Annotated in this window: 18 protein-coding genes; 7 read left to right on the top strand and 11 right to left on the bottom strand. The window is 33.7% G+C overall.

What is annotated here, in order from left to right; genetic code table 11:
* Nucleotides 1-22 precede the first annotated feature (22 nt).
* The 3 genes from ppdK to C5F49_RS03910 all read left to right on the top strand — a co-directional run bounded on the left by ppdK (nucleotide 23) and on the right by C5F49_RS03910 (nucleotide 3,619).
* Nucleotides 23-2,710: a pyruvate, phosphate dikinase gene (gene ppdK / locus C5F49_RS03920; RefSeq protein ID WP_179363428.1), complete on the top strand. Its 2,688-nt coding sequence runs from the start codon at nucleotides 23-25 to the stop codon at nucleotides 2,708-2,710.
* A 24-nt stretch (nucleotides 2,711-2,734) separates the two neighbouring features.
* On the top strand, nucleotides 2,735-2,911 hold the full coding sequence (locus C5F49_RS03915; protein WP_179363427.1) for a DUF1059 domain-containing protein: 177 nt from the start codon (nucleotides 2,735-2,737) through the stop codon (nucleotides 2,909-2,911).
* Nucleotides 2,912-3,061: 150 nt separating this feature from the next.
* Nucleotides 3,062-3,619: a CBS domain-containing protein gene (locus tag C5F49_RS03910; protein ID WP_179363426.1), complete on the top strand. Its 558-nt coding sequence runs from the start codon at nucleotides 3,062-3,064 to the stop codon at nucleotides 3,617-3,619.
* Nucleotides 3,620-4,006: 387 nt separating this feature from the next.
* Here C5F49_RS03910 and mce read toward each other — a convergent pair whose 3' ends face one another.
* Nucleotides 4,007-4,405: a methylmalonyl-CoA epimerase gene (gene mce, locus C5F49_RS03905; protein WP_179363425.1), complete on the bottom strand. Its 399-nt coding sequence runs from the start codon at nucleotides 4,403-4,405 to the stop codon at nucleotides 4,007-4,009.
* A 125-nt stretch (nucleotides 4,406-4,530) separates the two neighbouring features.
* Here mce and C5F49_RS09590 point away from each other — a divergent pair, with 125 nt between their 5' ends.
* Nucleotides 4,531-5,055, top strand: a complete 525-nt coding sequence (locus tag C5F49_RS09590; RefSeq protein WP_246275385.1) for a hypothetical protein — start codon at nucleotides 4,531-4,533, stop codon at nucleotides 5,053-5,055.
* 86 nt (nucleotides 5,056-5,141) lie between these two features.
* Complete coding sequence (locus C5F49_RS09585) at nucleotides 5,142-5,348, top strand: hypothetical protein (protein WP_246275384.1); 207 nt, start codon at nucleotides 5,142-5,144, stop codon at nucleotides 5,346-5,348.
* Between the two features lie 39 nt (nucleotides 5,349-5,387).
* Here C5F49_RS09585 and C5F49_RS03895 read toward each other — a convergent pair whose 3' ends face one another.
* From C5F49_RS03895 to C5F49_RS09685, 5 genes are read right to left on the bottom strand one after another with little or no spacing between them, the layout of a single operon-like run.
* On the bottom strand, nucleotides 5,388-6,989 hold the full coding sequence (locus tag C5F49_RS03895; RefSeq protein WP_179363424.1) for an acyl-CoA mutase large subunit family protein: 1,602 nt from the start codon (nucleotides 6,987-6,989) through the stop codon (nucleotides 5,388-5,390).
* Between the two features lie 4 nt (nucleotides 6,990-6,993).
* Nucleotides 6,994-7,914, bottom strand: coding sequence for a methylmalonyl Co-A mutase-associated GTPase MeaB (gene meaB, locus C5F49_RS03890; RefSeq protein WP_179363597.1), 921 nt, complete (start codon nucleotides 7,912-7,914; stop codon nucleotides 6,994-6,996).
* A 42-nt stretch (nucleotides 7,915-7,956) separates the two neighbouring features.
* The gene (locus C5F49_RS03885) at nucleotides 7,957-8,364 is read right to left on the bottom strand and encodes a hypothetical protein (protein ID WP_179363423.1); all 408 of its coding nucleotides are present in this window, start codon (nucleotides 8,362-8,364) and stop codon (nucleotides 7,957-7,959) included.
* Nucleotides 8,357-10,858, bottom strand: coding sequence for a M1 family metallopeptidase (locus C5F49_RS03880; RefSeq protein WP_179363422.1), 2,502 nt, complete (start codon nucleotides 10,856-10,858; stop codon nucleotides 8,357-8,359). The genes C5F49_RS03885 and C5F49_RS03880 overlap by 8 nt, the downstream gene beginning before the upstream one ends.
* A 46-nt stretch (nucleotides 10,859-10,904) precedes the next feature.
* Nucleotides 10,905-11,033 (bottom strand): hypothetical protein, encoded by a 129-nt coding sequence (locus C5F49_RS09685; RefSeq protein WP_281361125.1) that lies wholly within the window; start codon nucleotides 11,031-11,033, stop codon nucleotides 10,905-10,907.
* A 157-nt stretch (nucleotides 11,034-11,190) separates the two neighbouring features.
* Between C5F49_RS09685 and C5F49_RS03875 the strand changes: the two genes are divergently transcribed.
* Complete coding sequence (locus C5F49_RS03875) at nucleotides 11,191-11,775, top strand: hypothetical protein (RefSeq protein WP_179363421.1); 585 nt, start codon at nucleotides 11,191-11,193, stop codon at nucleotides 11,773-11,775.
* A 14-nt stretch (nucleotides 11,776-11,789) separates the two neighbouring features.
* On the opposite strand, the gene C5F49_RS03870 is transcribed toward C5F49_RS03875, so the two are convergent.
* The 3 genes from C5F49_RS03870 to C5F49_RS03860 form a co-directional block, all read right to left on the bottom strand.
* A complete protein-coding gene (locus C5F49_RS03870) occupies nucleotides 11,790-12,119 on the bottom strand; it encodes a winged helix-turn-helix domain-containing protein (protein ID WP_179363420.1) in 330 nt (109 codons plus the stop codon).
* Nucleotides 12,120-12,189: 70 nt separating this feature from the next.
* Complete coding sequence (locus C5F49_RS03865; RefSeq protein WP_179363419.1) at nucleotides 12,190-13,089, bottom strand: transcription initiation factor IIB; 900 nt, start codon at nucleotides 13,087-13,089, stop codon at nucleotides 12,190-12,192.
* Between the two features lie 136 nt (nucleotides 13,090-13,225).
* Entirely contained in the window at nucleotides 13,226-13,489 is a 264-nt protein-coding gene (locus C5F49_RS03860; protein ID WP_179363418.1) for a hypothetical protein, read from the bottom strand.
* A 100-nt stretch (nucleotides 13,490-13,589) separates the two neighbouring features.
* On the opposite strand from C5F49_RS03860, the gene C5F49_RS03855 reads away from it, so the two are divergent.
* The gene (locus C5F49_RS03855) at nucleotides 13,590-14,012 is read left to right on the top strand and encodes a cobalamin B12-binding domain-containing protein (protein WP_179363417.1); all 423 of its coding nucleotides are present in this window, start codon (nucleotides 13,590-13,592) and stop codon (nucleotides 14,010-14,012) included.
* A gap of 9 nt (nucleotides 14,013-14,021) precedes the next feature.
* On the opposite strand, the gene ilvC is transcribed toward C5F49_RS03855, so the two are convergent.
* The gene (gene ilvC, locus C5F49_RS03850; RefSeq protein WP_218841242.1) at nucleotides 14,022-15,020 is read right to left on the bottom strand and encodes a ketol-acid reductoisomerase; all 999 of its coding nucleotides are present in this window, start codon (nucleotides 15,018-15,020) and stop codon (nucleotides 14,022-14,024) included.
* Between the two features lie 193 nt (nucleotides 15,021-15,213).
* A complete protein-coding gene (locus C5F49_RS03845; RefSeq protein ID WP_179363416.1) occupies nucleotides 15,214-16,134 on the bottom strand; it encodes an EF-Tu/IF-2/RF-3 family GTPase in 921 nt (306 codons plus the stop codon).
* Between the last annotated feature and the right edge of the window lie 242 nt (nucleotides 16,135-16,376).

Below are 16,376 nucleotides of genomic sequence, written 5' to 3'. Positions count from 1 at the left end.
CAAATAATTTACAAAATTTTGCATGGTAAAATCCAAACCAGTTTATGCATTTGAAGAGGCAGACAGCAAAAATAGAATGCTTCTAGGCGGTAAAGGAGCAGGATTGAGCGAAATGACTCGATTGAAACTTCCAGTACCACCAGGATTTACGATCACAACTGAAGTTTGTAACAAGTATTACGATAATAACAAAAAACTTCCAAAAGATGTGATGCCAGCAGTAATGAAAAACATTGCAAAAATGGAAAAAAAGACAGGTAAAAAATGGAATTCTACAAAGAATCCATTATTAGTATCAGTTCGTTCAGGTGCTGCCATCTCAATGCCTGGAATGATGGACACAATTTTGAATTTAGGATTAAATGAGAAAACAGTTGAAGGTTTTGCAGAACAGACAAAGAATCCACGTTTTTCATGGGATTCGTATAGAAGATTTATTCAATTATTTGGTAAAGTTGTATTTGGAGTCAACGATGAAAAATTTGAACATGTACTAGACTCTGCAAAATCCAAACAAGGAGTTTCTGATGATAGCAAGCTAAACGTAGAATCATTAAAAACAATTGTAACAGAATACAAAAAAATATGTGAAGAGCATACAAAAAGAAAATTTCCAGATACACCTAATGAACAATTAGTGTTATCCATAGAGGCTGTTTTCAAAAGTTGGATGGGTGAAAGAGCAATTGTTTATCGTGAAAAAAATAACATAACAAAAGACATTGCAAATGGAACTGCAGTTAATGTAGTTACAATGGTATTTGGAAATATGGGAGATGATAGTGCAACAGGAGTCGTATTTACAAGAAATGGTCATAACGGTAAAAAAGAGATGGAAGGTGAATATCTAATCAATGCACAAGGAGAAGACGTAGTTGCAGGAGTAAGAACTGGATTGAGTATCGAATTGTTAAAAAAAGACATGCCAAAATCACATAAAGAATTAAGCAATGCATGTGCAAAGCTAGAAAAACATTTCAGAGAACCCCAAGATATTGAATTTACTATTGAGCAAGGAAAATTCTACTTGTTACAAACAAGAACAGCAAAGATGAGTGCAGCGGCTCTTGTAAAAACATCAGTAGATATGGTAAAAGAGAAATTAATCAGTAAAGAGAGAGCACTTACAAGAATTCCAGCACAACAATTAGAAGCATTGCTCCATAGAACAATGGATGAATCAGAAATTAAAAATTATAAACTATTGGCAAAAGGAATTCCAGCATCACCCGGAGCTGCAAGTGGAATTGTTGTCTTTGATGTAAAAAAAGCAATAGAGTTAGGAGATACAGGAAATAAAGTAATCCTAGTAAGAAAAGAAACAAAGCCAGAAGATGTACCTGCATTCTTTTCATCAGAAGGGATTTTGACCAGTTTAGGAGGAAAATCATCCCATGCAGCTATAGTCTCAAGAGGAATGGGAAAACCATGCATAGTAGGATGTCCAGAATTAAAAATCAATTATGATAATAACACATGTACAGCAAATGGAATTACAATCAAAGAAAGAGAAACAATTACCATTGACGGAAGTGCAGGAACTGTCTATATCGGAGACATTCCAACAGTTGAGCCAAAAGTAACAAAAGACTTTGAGCAAATTTTAGAATGGGCACAAAAAACAAAAACATTAGGAATTAGAGCAAATGCAGACACCCCAGAAGGAGCAATTCTTGCAAGAAAGTTTGGCGGTCAAGGAATTGGATTATGCAGAACAGAAAGAATGTTCAATGGAAGTGACAGAATCAACTTATTTGTAGAAATGATCATGGCTGAAAATATTGAAGAGAGAAGCAAAATCTTAACGAAATTAGGCCAGTTACAAAAAAGTGACTTTATTGAAATTCTAAAGGCGATGGAAGGGTACGAAGTTACAATTAGACTACTTGATCCTCCACTTCACGAGTTCTTACCAAATCCAGAAGAACTAGTAGAAAAAATTCAAAAATTAGAATCGAGTGGAGATACAAATGAAATTAACAAAACAAAGATTATTCTCAAAAGAGCAAGAGAATTAGCAGAAATAAATCCAATGATGGGACATAGAGGAGTCAGAGTAGGAATCACATACCCAGAAATTTATGAAATGCAAATTAAAGCAGTGTTTGAGGCATTAGTAGAATTAACAAAAAAGAAAGTTAAAGCACATCCACAAATAATGATTCCCCAAATTAGCAGCATTGCAGAATTAAATCACATAAAGAAAATCTACGATAGAATAAAGAAAGATACAGAAACTAAGCACAAAATGAAATTAAAAATTAATTTTGGAACCATGATAGAAGTTGTAAGGGCAGCTCTAACTGCAAATGAGCTTGCAACCACGGCAGAATTCTTTAGTTTTGGGACCAATGACTTGACTCAAGGAACTTTTAGTTTCAGTCGAGAAGATGTTGAAGGGAAATTCCTTCCAGAATACATGGAGAAAGAACTCTTAGAAAGAAATCCATTCCAATCAATTGATGTTAATGGAGTGGGTAGTTTGATAAAAATAGGTCTTGCCGCTGGTCGTAAATTACGATCAAATATGGAAGTAGGAATTTGTGGAGAGCATGGCGGAGACCCAAGTTCTATCAAATTCTGTCATGGTGCAGGACTAACTTATGTAAGTGCATCACCACATAGAATACCAATTGCCATAGTCGCAGCAGCTCAAGCAGCAATTGAGCAACCAATGAAAAAATCCAAAGCAAAGAGAAAGAAAAAATAAATAATTCTACAAATCATCCATATTATGACAAAGAGTATTAGTTGTTCTGATGCAGGAAAAGATTGTAAATGGTCTGCGACTGCATCCACCGAAGAAGAATTAATGGATAAAGTCACTAAACACGTCATTGAAGAACATAAAGAAATTGAGCTAAATTCAAAATCAATCCACAGCATCAAATCACTTATTAAAAATATCTAAATTCAAAAAAATAAGTTTTAAACAACGAATAAAATCAAACTTGGAAATCACAACTTTGCTAATATGCTGGATTTGAATAATCAATCATGGCTAATTAGAATGATCTCTAAAAACAAATTTTTAAATCAATCAAAATCACCTCTAAATGAATTGCTACCTAGAATTGATTCTATTAAACAAATTAGGCTGAAAATTGGCATTACTCAAAAAAAACTTGCAACGATGGCAGGAATAAGTACTTCAATGATCAATCAAATTGAATCAGGAAGAAGTCAACCAAGCTATGAAACTGCTAAAAGAATATTTGAAAGTCTTGCTAAATTAGAAGGAGAATCATCATCTCACACCGCAGGGGATTTTTGTAGTAAAGACATCGTAAAGTTAAAACCATCAAACACTCTTCATGATGCAATTAAAAAAATGCATGAATTATCCATTAGTCAAATCCCAGTGTTTGATAATTCAGATGTAGTAGGTGTAGTTTCAGAAGACGGGATAGTAAAACACCTTTCAGATTTAGGAGAAACAGAGTTAAAAAAAGCAAAGTTATCAGACACTATGGATTCAGTTCCACCAATTGTGGATTTTGATACACCAGCAAATGTTTTGGTTCCTCTGATAAGGTATTCAAAATGCATCCTAGTTTCAAAAAAATCAAAAATCATAGGCATCATAACAGCATCAGATACTTTGAAAATGATGGAATGATATTTGTAGTATTTTCAGATAGCCAAAGTCTTAAGACAATTGTTTTCAAACAATCATCACATGGATTACATTTGTAAAAAGTGTGGGACATCATGTAGAAGTTCTAGAGGAATTGGTAAAAATTACAAACTATGTGATAGATGTAACAAAATTAGACAAAAAGAAAGTAAAAAATAATCTATTGAACAATAATTTGATTTTTACCCCATTTGAGGTCAAATTCTTTTTGATTCATTTTAATTTTTGATTTGCATTTAACACATCTACGAAATTTGTTGGTTTTTGAATATCTCCAAACATGAGGTTCGCTTATTTTGTGGCAGTTCATACAAATCAGAATTTCCCGTTCACTTAAGCGTATTGATAGTTAGAATATGTTTAGTGTGACTAATCTTTGGGATGAGAGCAAAGTTCTGCCAAAACGCCATGTAATGATTTTGGATGAATAAAGGTAACTTTAGTTCCAGCAGATCCAGGTCTAATATTGCCTAAAAATTGAATTCCACACCCTTCCATTCGTTCAACCTCACCTTCAATGTTATCAGTCTCTAATGCCATATGGTGTAACCCTTGGCCTTTTTTATCCAAAAATTTCTTAATTGGGCTAGAGTCATTTGTGGGTTGCATTAACTCCACACGAGCATTTTCTAAATGCAAAATTGCAACTTTGACACCTTCAGTTTCTACTGTTTCAAATTCAACATCATCAACACCCAGAGCTTGTTGATAGATTTTAGCAGATTCTTCAACATCATTTACTGCAATTGCAATATGATCAATTTTCATCTAAAAGAGTTTCTCAACTTACAGTATTAATGGATTTATTTTGCTTTAAAATTACAAAATTTTTATTTAATGACTAGCGAAATGTTCGGGTTTTATAAAGTAAGGAATAACACCAATACTCCAAGATGGATGAATTAAAAGTAAAAAAAGATTTTACAGATATTTACACGCAAGATTCTCCACGCAGTTACCTAAAGGAAATGGATAGACTAGATTATGACATATCAGATTCTACAAAACCGCTATACAATTCAATTATAGAACAACTTGAAAAAACAGTATCTAGACCAATTAATGTTTTAGACTTGGGAAGTTCATACGGTATCAACTCATCATTGATGAAATATAATTTAACAATGTCAGAATTGAACGATTTCTTTTTGAATGGAACTGGACCCACAAAAAAAGAGACCAAACAATTCTACGAGGAATGTGATTGCAATGACAATATGAATTTCTATCAAATAGATATTTCAAATGAGGCTTTAAAATTCTCCGAAGAGATGAATTTGTGTGAAAGAGGCATGAATGTTGATCTTGAGGCTGAAAAATTAAATTTGTTAGGATCATTACCTAAAATTGATTTAGTAATTGCAACTGGGTGTGTAGGCTATATTGGATACAAGGCATTTTTAATCTACTTAAAGTAATTAAAAATAGACAATCCAATTATATCGAATCGGATAAAGAGTATGTCGCACCAATCTTTGCATTCTCAGTTCTCAGAATGTTTAACATGGAAGACATTGAAGAAGTTTTTGAAATGTATGACTATTCTGTTGTAAAAAGCGACATAAAACCAATACGTCAAAGAAGTTTTTCAGGTCCTAAAGAAAAAATACAAACCATTTCCCTATTACATGGAATGGGGATTAACACCGAAGAATATGAAGACGAAGGAAATTTCTTTGCCGATTTTTACATAGCAAAATTCAAAAATTAATCAACATACTATTAAAAATAAAATTATAAAAGATCTAGACTAGAAAACTTCTTTTGGACGGTATTCACCAAAGACCTCACGGAATGTATTACTAATTTCACCAGTTGTAGCAAATGCTTTAGCGGCAGTTACGATGTATGGCATCAGATTTTCTTCAGTATCAGCAGCACTCTTCATTGCAGATAATGCCTTTTCTAATTTTTTAGAATCCCTATCTGCACGTAATTTTTTAAGCGCTTTCTTTTGTTGGATTTCAATTCTACCATCAATTCTCAATAATTCAGGTTGCTCTTCTTCTTCAGCATACTTGTTTACACCGACAATTACCCTTTCAGCATCATCAGTTTCTTTTTTCAAACGATATGCATTTGCACGAATCTCAGATTGAAAGAAGCCTTTCTCTATAGCTTTGACAGAACCACCCATTTTCTGAATTTTTTTGAGATATTTCCAAACATCAGCCTCAATTTGGTCACATAATTCCTCCAAATAATAAGAGCCGGCCAAAGGATCAGCAGTCTTTGTAATTCCACTTTCATGAGCTACTATCTGTTGAGTTCTCAATGCAATTTTTGCAGACTCTTGAGTTGGAAGTGCCAATGCTTCATCACGAGAATTTGTGTGTAATGATTGAGTGCCTCCAGCAACTGCAGCCATTGTTTGAATTGCAACACGAACAATGTTATTGTTAGGTTGTTGTGCAGTTAATGATTCTCCGCTAGTTTGCGTGTGGAACTTTAATTGTAATGAACGAGGATTTTTTGCATGGAACATCTCTTTTAGAATTTTTGCATAAACTTTCCTTGCAACTCTAAACTTTGCAACTTCTTCAAAGAACTCTATAGTACAACAAAAGAAAAATGATAAACGGGGTGCAAAGTCGTCAATTTTCAACCCTTTATCGATGCAAGTTTGAATATATGCAATTGCATTTGCTAAAGTAAATGCAACTTCTTGTGTGGCAGTGCAACCAGCTTCTCTCATGTGATATCCAGAAATAGATACAGGATACCAAGAAGGGACCTTCTCTGCACAGTATTCTATCATGTCACCAATTAATCGCATAGATGGTTCTGGAGGATAAATGTAGGTGTTTCTTGCAATGTATTCTTTGAGAATATCATTTTGAGTAGTTCCACGAAGTTCATGACTTTTGAAACCTTGAGCTTCTCCAACTGCAATGTAATATGCCAAAAGCGTTGATGCAGTGGAGTTAATCGTCATAGAAGAACTTACTTTTCCCAAAGGAATGCCATCAAAGGCAGTCATCATGTCTTTTATTGAGGTAATTGATACACCAACTTTTCCGACTTCACCTTCAGCTTGTGGAGAGTCTGAATCATACCCAATTTGAGTTGGAAGATCAAATGCCATACTAAGACCAGTCTGACCTTTTTCAAGCATGAATTTGAATCGCTCATTAGTTAATTTTGCATCTCCAAATCCAGAATACTGTCTCATAGTCCAAAATCTTTCACGAAACATTCCAGGATGAATGCCCCTAGTGAAAGGATATTTTCCTGCATCTTCTACAGGTCTCTTTTTAGGAGATTTTTGATATATTCGTTTTACAACATATTCAGAATCTGTAAAAATTTTCTTTTCAGGTGTTTTTGATTTTGATGATTTCTTTACAGTCATAATATCACTTTACCAATGATTTTGTTATTTTGTCCCCAGCTAAGAAAGGATCAATTTCTCTTGATTGTAATTTTTTAAGGTATTTTGAAAATGTTTTATCAGTGACTAGCAACTCATCAATCTTTTCTTTGATGTTATTTAAAACAATATCTTTTAGTTCTGCCTCTAATCGTTCTTTATCTTTAGCTTCTTTGAATTGTTTTTTAGATTTCATCATATCTTTTAGAGTTTTAGCAAATACAGTAATTCCTGAATTCTTTTTTACAGATGTTTTTAGAATCACAGGATTTCTGACAGAATCTCCTATAAAATCACGTACAGCATCAAATAGTTGATTTGTTCCGCTAAGGTCACTTTTGTTAACAAGGTAGATATCTCCAATTTCAGTTAGACCCGCTTTGATTGTTTGAATGCTATCACCAGTGTTTGGATTAAACACAACTACTGTAATATCGGCAATGTTTGAAATTTCAACTTCAGTTTGTCCAGCCCCCACACTCTCAATAATTATCGGATTAAATCCAGCAAATTCTAAAACTCGAATACTATTTCGTAATGAACGAGATACAGCTCCCGTTGCACCTCTTGATGCAATACTGCGAATGTATGTACCAGAATCAGTGGATTCACTCATTCTAACTCTATCACCTAGTATAGCTCCACCTGTCACATGGCTTGTAGGATCAACTGCCAATACAGCAGGTTTTGTACCTAATTTTTTCATCACCATTGCAGTCTTGTTAATCAATGAACTTTTTCCAGCACCAGCAGGTCCAGTAATTCCAATTATAATTGAATTTCCACTAGATTTGAAAATTTTCTTTAGTAATTTTTTTGCTTCAGTTTGATCATTTTCAACAATAGTTATTGCCTTGGCAATTGCTCCACGTTTTCCTTTTTTTAGATCAACAAGCAAATCCAAGATACAGTAAATGAATTAGAGGTGCAATAAAATCTTGTGTTCGATCTATGGAGTAGAATAGATGACAGTAGGAATAGATTCTCCTAGAGGATGGATTTCAGTTTTTAATTGAATATGACCTAATTCTTCATGATCAATTTCTAAAACTATAGGATGAATTGCCCAACCATATTTTGGTTCATTTGGAAATGGGACAATTTCAATAAATTCTGAATCAGAGAATGTTTTTTGGAAAGTTTCATCCATGCCAAGGATTTCCATTACAACATTAGTTGTTTTTTGTGATTTATCAAAAAATGAAATTTCAACATGGCCAGTATCATAGTAAACAGCATCTACTTGAAATGTTTGACGCAATGTATCCTTATCATCAGATGCACCGCCAGTCAAAAATATTATTGCCAATACAGTAAAAACCCCAAGGAATATTGGAGGACCTAATTTTTTAGCCATCTTTGAATTCTTTTCTCATACGTCTAAGGAATTTGGAGTTTATTCTAATTCTTTCCAGAGTTTGAGATTGAGTACGTTCAGTTCCAGGAGTAGGATTCTTTTTGAAAAATGCTTTAATTTCTTTCTCCATTGAATCATCTGCAACCAAAGTGATACTTGCTACAATTCGATTGAAGAGCGGATTTCCATGTCCTACTTTTTTGTTGATTTTTTTCCAATTTTTCTTCAACCAGGACCACAAAACTTTGTCACCGTATGGATTTGCAGCCACTCTCATAATTGGTAATTGCATATTTTGTGAACGAACTTGAGAGGTTTGAGAGAAATCAAGTGATTTTACTAGTAATTTTTTATCTTTAAATCCACATAGAGCACCTAAGAATCGAAGTTTCTCCTCCATGGTTTTAGCATTCTTGTATAGTTTTGTTAGTTCTACATGAGTTTTTGAATTTCCATTCCATGCAGCAATAGAGAGGATTGGTTCTACTAAGTCAGGAGAAATTGAACTAGGTGATTTTAAGAATTTTTTATATCGTTTCAATGCTTCATCAGTGACTTCATCATCATTCATTTTACCTAAAACAGAAATTGCAAATCCACGTAATAGTGCATCAGTGTGTTTATCAGATTTTTTTGGTTCCCATCCCAAATTAAATAAAATTTTCCTAAAGTAATTTACTGCATATCCACGAATCTCTTCTGCAAATGGTTCATCAAATGCACGGAAATACAATGACGCCAAATTATGTGCAACATTAACAGAAGCAAGATAACTATCTTCATCAAAATAAGCATCTGAAAAATCCAGATAATTTCTAACTTGTTCATCACCTGAAACACATAATGAAAACAAATCATTTTGAATAGCCCATCTATCAATTGCAGGTATACGTTTTTCATCCACTAACATTTTCAAATCAAGTAAAATACCTTCATCATATTTGACTCGATAGAATCCTTTACGTCCATAATTTGCAACAAATCCCAAAGTATTTCGTGGTAGTTTAACAGACATGGATTTTGTAGTGAATAGTTTTTGAGAAATCTCAGATTCTAATCCCAGAGACATAGGGATAGACCACAGCCCTTTACTGAATTTTTTATCAGGTTCAAGAAGATATCTCTTTTGTGTTAATTTTAAATTATTTCCATCTTGGTTAATTTCAACTAGAGGGAATCCAGGCTGTTTTAGCCATGTATTTACCATTGAGGATACAGGCATTTTAGATGCCTTACCTATTGCATCCCACAAATCTTGACCCTGTGCATTTTGATATTTAAAATCAGACAGATATTTTTTTAATCCTTTTTGGAAATTGGGTTCACCAACATAATGTTCAAGCATTCGAAGAACACACCCACCTTTATCATATGAAATGGCATCAAAAATCTCACGAATTTCTGCAGGAGAATTTACTTGTACATCAATTGGATGAGTTGTTTTAAGTGAATCAAGGCCCATTGCCACATTCATTGCATCTTCAACAAACTGGTTCCACAAATCCCATTCAGGATAGAATTTATCAACAAATTTTGTAGCCATAAACGTTGCAAAACTCTCATTTAACCACAAATCATTCCACCACTTCATAGTTACAAGATTACCAAACCACTGATGGGCAATTTCGTGTGAAATTACTTCAGCGATAAATTGTTTTGTTCTAGTGGAAGAGGTTTTAGGATCATATAGTAAGATAGTTTCTCTAAAAGTAATTGCACCCCAGTTCTCCATAGCTCCTGCTGCAAAGTCAGGAACTGCAATCAAGTCTAGTTTAGGTAAAGGATATTTGATTCCAAAATATTTCTCATAAGATGTAAGAAGTTTCTTTCCCAAATCTAAAGAGAATTTTCCCTTTGATTTGTTACCCTTTGTTGTAACTACCCTAATCTGAATTTTACCAACTTTACCTGTAAGATATTCAAACTCTCCAACTCCAAGATAAATCAAATATGTAGAAACTATCGGAGTTTTTGAAAAATTATACAGAGTTTTGTTTCCAATTTTTTTCTTTGATTTAATTGGCATGTTTGAAATTGCAGTAAATTTGTCATCTGCAATTATAGAAATTTCAAATGTTGCCTTTGCTTCAGGTTCATCCCAGCATGGGAAAGCACGTCTGGCATCTGCTGCTTCAAACTGAGTAGTAGCAAGATATTTTGTTTTTCCATTTTGAACATATTGACTACGATAAAATCCCAATAATCTATCATTTAAGATTCCTTGAAATTCTAAATCAATAGTAATTTTACCTTTAATTTTTTCAGATAATTTGATGCCCAATTCTTCTTTTTTCTCATCAGTTTTTGGAGAAGATTTGATGATTTTTCCTTTTGATTTTACTTGACATGAAATAATTTTAAGTTCAGCACAATGCAGGGTGATGAGATTGGTAGGCTTTTTACAATCTGCAGTAATAGACTCCATCCCGTGAAATGTAAATTTTTTTAGATCAGGTTCAAAAGTTAATTGGTAATTAATCGGATTTACATCCATAATTCTGATGCTCTAGTTACACTTTAAGTAGATTTTCTATTTTAGATTAAATCCACGGATCAGATTTTTCATCCCAAGAGATTGCACTAATATCATTATCTGATAATGTATCACTATTTTTAATCGAAGCAAGTAGACACTCATCAGAGCAATGAGTCATCTCTGAATTTTTCATGAATTTTTCACAATTTTCACAATATAGTCCCATATCTCAAATGAACTAATTCAGCAATTCATTTTAAAATGAAATACGATTATCAAATTTGAGAAACATATTTTCAGCCATTCCAAGTATCAACTTTATATTCAGATTACTTCAGATATTGATGTAATTGTCACCCCCAATAAAACGTCAACAACATCCTCAAAAAAAAGAAAAAACAAGGAGTGTGACTTATCGTCTTCCAGTGAAACTAGTTGAGGAAATAGAAACTGAAGCAATGAACAAAAATATCTCTCACAATGTAATGGCAAGACAAATTTTAGAAAAATATGTAGAGTGGGATAGATTTGCATCTAAGATTGGCATGATTCCAGTACCAAAGAAAATTCTAGACACATTAGGAATTGAGATGACTGCTAAAGAAATTAATGAAATTATCAACGTAATAAAGCCAGTAATCAAAGACACTGTGTTATTCATCAAAGGAAAATATGATTTGAAAAGATGTATTGAAACGCTTGAAGATTACATGCGAGCATCTGGAATGAAATCAGACCATAGAATTGAAGGTGAACTACATCATTTCATTATTCAGCACGAATTAGGAGGCAACTGGTCAATATTCACAGAACAGTTACTACAAGAAATATTCAAAGAGTTCTTACCAGATTCAAAAATGAAATGTCAAACCACAGAATCAACAGTCATTGCAACTATTGCACTGGGCGGGGATTTTAGTGAGCACGATTACTAGAAAAAGATAGTAGATTAGTTTTGATTGAAAACTACATCCACATCAATTTTTCCATCATGAAAACTAGTATTGACTGCCTTGATTTTACTCTTGTACAAAAATAATCTTTTTCCCTCATCAGTGATTACCCCTGATGTTCTGATCATTTTCGAATCATGTAATTGTTGAATTCTTCTATATACAGTACTTAGAGGGATTATTTTTTCTCGAGATACCTCGATTGCAGATTTTGGAGAATCCATTATTGCTTCTAGAATAGATCTACAGTATTTGTCAGAAAGAATTTCAAGAAAAGATTCTTTTCTTTCTGGCTCTTCAATTTTTAGTTGGTTAATTACTTGCATAATCTAACTAGGGTAAAATTTCGATATAACTACTGAGAAGACATACGGGTGCACTGCACTACAAAAAACACTATTTTATTGATTGATCAGCTTTTAATCCCTTGTAACGATTTCTAATCGTTACTTCAGTTACACCTGCAGCTTCTGCAAGATCCCGTTGAGTAATTGATACGCCGTTCTTTACACATGATAGATAAAGTGCTGTTGCTGCAAGTCCCATAGGATCTTTTCCAGCAGATTCTTTACGCTCTTGTGCCTCTTTGAGTACTTTGACTGCATATCGTTTAGTTTTTTCAGAGATCTCAAGTTTACTAGAGATTCTAGCAATACACTGAATGGAATCAACTACAGGCATTTTTAGTTCTAATTCATGGTGTAGTAATCTATAACATCGTGCAATATCTTTTCGTTTTACATTTGCGGCATCAGCAACATCTTTTAGAGTTCGAGGTGTTTCTGTATCTCGACATGCGGCATACAAGGATGCGGCAATCATTGCAGAAATAGATCTTCCACGAACTAATTTTTTCTCTAATGCTTTTCTGTAAATGTATGCTGCTTTCTCTAAAACATTTGCAGGAATTGAAACTTTATCTTTTAATTTATTTAAATCACTAAGAGCTTGTCTCAAATTTCTATCAACAGGTGCATGAACTTGACTTCTACTATCCCAAGTTCTTAGTCTCTCAATGGTACTCTTCATAGATGTTGAAAGTGGTTTACCAGATGCATCTTTGTTTAGAGGATTAATCACAGTAGATAATCCCATGTCATGAATCATCAGAGATGAAGGTGCACCAGTTCTTGCAGGATCTGCCCCACCATCTTTTTGGAATGATCTCCATTCAGGACCAGATTCTTGAGACTTTCCATCTATTACATATCCACACTTTCCACAAAACTGTTCACCAGTTACTTCATCAGATAAAATAGAATTTTTTCCACAACGTGCACAAGATGGAGTATCCATTAGAAATTCACCATGATTTTTTGAAAAGTCATAATTGAAACAATAGAGGTATCAACATAATTAAACATGATTTAGAAGTAATTCTCATCTATAAGAAGGATGAGTATTTTCATCAAGCAAGATAGAAAGTTTCAAACTATACAACTACAGTAATCTCAGGGGCAGACATACCGCCATATCCAGGATCTATAGTTTGCTTAGGGTTTAGAGAAGTATCATGATGACATGCCTTGTTACAAACAGGACAGAATTTTCTATCAAGTACGATACATTGACAGATATGATTTTTTACATAGGCTTGGGCTGCTTGATTCCATTCCCCAGTGCCATTACAATATACGCAGATATTTGTGGATGATGAACCTACACCTTTACAAAAATCACAAACATCTTCAGTCATACCTTATCTTCACTATTTGGGGTTGAATCAATATATTTGAAGAGGTAAAAAGTTGCAAATCAAATAAACCTTTTAAAATATCCCAAATTCAACTATAATCATGAAGCAAAAAGCAGCATCACGAAGTATCAAAATTTTGGTAGCCAAATTAGGATTAGACGGTCACGATAGAGGTGCCCTAGTACTATGTAGAGCATTCAGAGATGCGGGAATGGAAGTAATCTATTCAGGTCTTTTTGCTACACCAGACAGAATTGCACAAATTGCAGAAGATGAAGATGTAGATGCCATAGCAATGAGTTTGCTAAATGGAGCACATGGAACACTTTTCCCAAGAGTAGTCAAGACACTAAAAAAGAAAGGAATCAAAGACGTGTTAATAGTTGGAGGAGGAGTAATTCCAGATATAGATCATAATGATCTTGTAAAAGCAGGAGTAGATCATGTGTTTGGTCCAGGTACACCATTGTCAACAATCATCGATCATATTACAACTGGCGTATCTAAATTAAGAAAAATATAAGAAAAAAGATTATTCTGTGGAATCAGGCCACATCATTTTACGCATTTCTTTACCAACTTTTTCAATTTGGTGTTCGTCATATACTTTCATGTGTTTATCAAATGCATCTTTACCGTTTTTCTGATATTCAGAAATCCACTCGCTGTTGAATGTACCATCTTGAATCATGGTGAGAACTTTTTTCATGTTCTCTTTGTTGGATTTATCCATAACCATTGGTCCACGTGTCAGTCCACCATATCTGGCAGTTTCACTTACACGTCTCCACATTCCATTAATTCCATATCTCTGAATCATATCTACAATGAGTTTGAGTTCATGTAAAACTTCAAAGTATGCAATTTCTGGCTGGTATCCTGCTTCAACTAGAGTTTCAAATGCATTTGTAACCATAGAAGCTGCTCCACCACAAAGGTCAGCTTGTTCACCAAACCAATCAGTTTCTACTTCCTCTTTGAAAGCAGTTTTGATTAATCCAGCTCTTGCACTACCAATTGCTTTTGCAATTCCCAATGTTCTATCCCAAGCTTTTCCTGTAAAATCTTGTTCAACTGCAACTATTGCAGGAGTTCCAAAATTATCAAGATATGTTTCTCGGACTTTAGAACCAGGTCCCTTTGGTGCAACCATGATTAAATCAACGTTGCTTGGTGCTTCAATCCATTTCCAATAGATTGCAGCTGCATGAGAAAATGACAATGCTTTTCCTTCTGAAAGATTTGGTCCGATTTCATCTTTGTATACTTGACCTTGAATCATGTCAGGAATCAATATGTGTACAATATCTGCTTGCTTTGTTGCATCTGCAACAGACATTACTTTGTGACCATCAGCTTCTGCCTTTTTCCAGCTGTTACCGCCTTCTTTAAGACCAATTATTACATTAAGACCAGAGTCTTTCATGTTATTTGCTTGTGCATCACCTTGAATTCCATAACCAATTACAGCAATTGTTTGATCTTTAATTGGATCAAGACTGATATCGGCATCTTTCCATGTTTTTGCCATGATTCTAGGAAAAATATTGCAAATATTAACTATAGAATCTAAATCTCAATTATTTTGTCACATGAACGACATTTGACAGTGACCTTTTCACCTGCAAGTCGAATGAATCTCTTTGAACCACATTTGGGACAAATAGGACATGAACGTGCAGGTTTCATAATTCAATTATAATTTTTGATTTAATTAAATCAGTCTATTTGATAGTGCCACTACCAAGTATTCTGATTGTTGTAGATTCAGGTTTTAAAATAACTGCAACTTGACCCTTTTTGCAAACAATTGGTTTTTCAAATGTTAGTTTAAGAGGAGAAATTGAGGAAAATTTTGCAGCTTTAATTTGTAAACCCACACTGACCAGACATCCCTGATTTTCTGCAATGTCACTTTTGTAAAATGGACTCTTTTTGAAATCAAGTTCAATCTCAGTTTTAACATCAACTGCACCTTCTACTGAAATAACATCTCCACGACTAACTTCATCAGGTTTTGCACCCTTAACTGCCAATCCAACTCTTGCAGGACATATGGATTCAGATACAGGATCATCATGCATTTGAATTGATTTTATTAAAACATCAATTCCTGCTGGATATAATTTCAAATTATCATATTGTTTGACAGTTCCATTAGTCACCTTACCTAAAATCACAGTTCCAACTCCTTTCACGTCAAAACAATGATCAATTAATAATTCAGAAGGATCATTGTTTGTAATTGGTTCCAGTTTATCCATCTCTTCTTTGATTTTATCTTGTTCAACTTTGATGTAATTTTCCACCACTGTTCCTTTAATCATCATATTTAATTTTGATTCATCAACATCAAAAGTATGAGATAAAATTCCTTTTTCTTTTTTCAAAGAATCAAGTGCAATGATTTGCTCACCAGTAAATTTATCTAATTTATCAACATGAAATATTATATATTCAGCCAAATTGATTGCTTGGAAGAGAGGCTGAATTTTATCAGGAAATCCATTTGGAATAACCCAAGTTTTGATAATGTCGGATTCTTTTCTATCATAAAGAGTAAGATCAGATTCTGTACCTTTTTTTCCAAACTCAGATGCAATTTCTTGTTTACCTAAAACTACAAAATTTATTGATTGTACCACAATGATTTGCTAAAAATAGACTTTATGAAGTTTTGAAGATTTCAAATTTGATCAATGTTTGTGATTTTTAATACAACTATCACAGAATTCTGAGCCACATTGTTCACATGAAATTAATTGTCCTGGTCGATATCCAGTGAAGCAATTATCACATGCAGTTCCATTCATAGATATTTTTGAAATTTCTACTCTAAAAATGATTCTAGACTCTAGCAAGGATATTCAGAAAGATCTGTAGGCAC

Origin of the sequence: Nitrosopumilus oxyclinae (assembly GCF_013407165.1) — an archaeon.
In the GTDB taxonomy this organism is placed as follows: Archaea; Thermoproteota; Nitrososphaeria; order Nitrososphaerales; family Nitrosopumilaceae; genus Nitrosopumilus; species Nitrosopumilus oxyclinae.
The sequence above is the reverse complement of the archived record's forward strand: the minus strand, read 5'-3'. Positions and strand labels throughout refer to the sequence as shown.